The following is a 2692-nucleotide window of genomic DNA, read 5'->3' as shown; positions in this document are numbered from 1 at the left end:
GCGGGCGTGGACGCCCCGGGCGTCGAGGGCGGCCTGGAGCTCGTCCAGGGCGTCGGCGTCTCCGGCCACGACCGTGGACGAGGGGCCGTTGACGGCGGCGACGGAGATCCGGTCCTGCCAGGGGGTGAGGTCGATCTCCCCGGCGGGCTGGGCGACGGAGACCATGCCGCCGTTTCCGGCGATGGCGGTGATGGCCTGGGAGCGCAGGGCGACGACGCGTGCGCCGTCCTGGAGGGTGAGGGCGCCGGCGACGGTGGCGGCGGCGATCTCGCCCTGGGAGTGGCCGATGACGGCGTCGGGGTGGATTCCGTACGCCTGCCAGAGGGCGGCGAGGGAGACCATGACGGCCCAGAGGGCGGGCTGGACGACGTCGACCCGGTCGTAGCCGGGGGCGCCGTCGGCGCCACGCAGGACGTCGATGAGGTTCCAGTCGGTGAACTCGGCGAGGGCGTCGGCGCATTCGGTGATCCGTGCGGCGAACACCGGCTCGCTGTCGAGGAGTTCGACGGCCATCCCGACCCACTGCGAACCCTGCCCGGGGAACACGAACACCGTCCGGCCGGTCACGTCCGCCGTACCGGCCACCACGGCGGCCGGGTCCTGCCCGGCGGCGTAGGCGGCGAGCGCGGCCCGGTCGGCGCCGACCACCACCGCGCGGTGGGGGAAGGCGGAGCGGCCGGTGGCCAGCGAGTGGGCGACGTCGACGGCCGCGAGCGCGGGATGGGCGTCCAGGTGCTCGGCGAGGCGCCCGGCCTGGGCCCGTACGGCGGCCTCGGTGCGGCCGGCCAGCAGCCACGGGGCGCCGGTGCCGGCCGACGGGGTCTGCCCCTCGGCGGGCTGCTCGGTGGGCTGCTCCTCCGGGGCCTGCTCGACGATGACGTGGGCGTTGGTGCCGCTGATCCCGAAGGAGGAGACGCCGGCCCGGCGCGGACGGCCGGTCTCCGGCCACTCCCGGTCCTCGGTCAGCAGCTCCACCGCGCCCGCCGACCAGTCCACGTGCGAGGACGGCCGGTCCACGTGCAGGGTCCGGGGCAGGACGCCGTGCCGCAGCGCCAGCACCGTCTTGATCACCCCGGCCACCCCGGCCGCGCTCTGGGTGTGGCCGATGTTGGACTTCACCGAGCCCAGCAGCAGCGGGAGTTCACGGTCCTGGCCGTAGGCGGCGAGCAGTGCCTGGGCCTCGATCGGGTCGCCGAGCCGGGTGCCGGTGCCGTGCGCCTCGACGGCGTCCACGTCGGCGGCGGTGAGACCGGCGGAGAGTAGGGCCTGGCGGATCACCCGCTCCTGCGCCGGGCCGTTGGGCGCGGTGAGCCCGTTGGAGGCGCCGTCCTGGTTGACGGCGCTGCCGCGCAGCACCGCCAGCACCGGGTGGCCGTTGCGGCGGGCGTCGGAGAGCCGCTCCAGCATCAGCATGCCGACGCCCTCGGAGAACCCGGTGCCGTCCGCCGCGTCCGCGAAGGCCTTGCACCGGCCGTCCGCCGCCAGGCCCTTCTGCCGGGTGAACTCCACGAACAGTCCGGGCGTGGACATCACCGCGACGCCGCCCGCCAGGGCCAGGTCGCAGCCCCGGCGGCGCAGCTCCTGGACCGCCAGGTGGATCGTCACCAGGGAGGAGGAGCAGGCGGTGTCCACGGTGACGGCCGGGCCCTCCAGGCCCATCGCGTACGAGACCCGGCCGGTGGCGACGCTGCCCGCGCTGCCGTTGCCCAGGTAGGCGGCGACCTCGTCGGGCACCTCGTCCAGCCGGGCGGCGTAGTCGTGGTACATCACACCGGCGAACACGCCGGTCCGGCTGCCGCGCAGGGTGAGCGGGTCGATGCCGGACCGCTCGACGGCCTCCCAGGAGTCTCCAGCAGCAGCCGCTGCTGCGGGTCCATGGCGAGGGCCTCGCGCGGGCCGATACCGAAGAAGCCGGGGTCGAACTCGGCGGCGTCGTAGAGGAACCCGCCCTGGGCGGTGGCGCTCTGCTCGCCGAGGTCCCAGCCGCGGTCGGCGGGGAACGGCCCGATGCCGTCGCCGCCCTCGGTGAGCAGCCGCCAGAAGTCCTCGGGCGTGCGCACCCCGCCGGGCAGCCGGCAGGCCATGCCGGTGACGGCGATCGGCTCGTCGGCGATCGCCGACAGCCGCTCGTTCTGCTTCCTGAGCCGCTCGTTGTCCTTGATCGAGGCGCGCAGCGCCTCGACGATCCGCTCCGGCGGGGTAGTCATGCTGTCCTCTTCCTCAGACGCCTGCGGGGTCCACCGAGGTGCCCAGCGCCAGTTCGACCAGGTCCGTGATGTCCATGCCGTCGATCTCGGCCGCCCGGGCCTCCTCGGCGGCCTGCTCCTCGGCGGTGCCGCCGTCGGTGCCGCCGTCGGCCTCCGCCTCGGGAAGCAGCAGCGCCCGCATCCGCTCGGCCAGCGCGCCGGCCGTCGGGTAGTCGAAGACCGCCGTCGCGGGCAGCCGCAGACCGGAGGCCTGGTAGAGCCGGTTGCGCAGCTCCACGGCCGTCACCGAGTCGAACCCGAGCTTGCTGAAAGGGAGTTCGGGATCGACCTGCTCGGCCGAGGAATGCCCGAGCACCCCGGCGATCTGGGCCCGGACCAGGTCGAGCGCGGCACGGCGGCGGTCGGCCCCGGAGAGCGCGGCCAGCCGTTCGGCCAGCCGGCCGCCGTCCTCCCCGGTACGGGACCGCGCGGCGCGCCGCGCGGCC

At 75.5% G+C, this 2692-nt stretch carries 2 protein-coding genes and 1 pseudogene; all 3 read right to left on the bottom strand.

Going from position 1 to position 2692, the window contains the following annotated elements; translation table 11 throughout:
- The coding region (locus tag AE652_RS38045; RefSeq protein ID WP_255357479.1) for a type I polyketide synthase at positions 1 to 1983 on the bottom strand (1983 nt) is incomplete at its 3' end.
- Positions 1984 to 2042: 59 nt separating this feature from the next.
- Positions 2043 to 2207 (bottom strand): annotated as a pseudogene (locus tag AE652_RS49120) (polyketide synthase docking domain-containing protein); the annotation flags it as partial.
- Between the two features lie 13 nt (positions 2208 to 2220).
- Positions 2221 to 2692: acyl carrier protein (locus AE652_RS38040; RefSeq protein WP_049659903.1), on the bottom strand; the 472-nt coding region annotated here is incomplete at its 5' end.

It is taken from the genome of Kitasatospora sp. MY 5-36, from assembly GCF_001182915.1.
In the GTDB taxonomy this organism is placed as follows: Bacteria; Actinomycetota; Actinomycetes; order Streptomycetales; family Streptomycetaceae; genus Kitasatospora.
The sequence above is the reverse complement of the archived record's forward strand: the minus strand, read 5'-3'. Positions and strand labels throughout refer to the sequence as shown.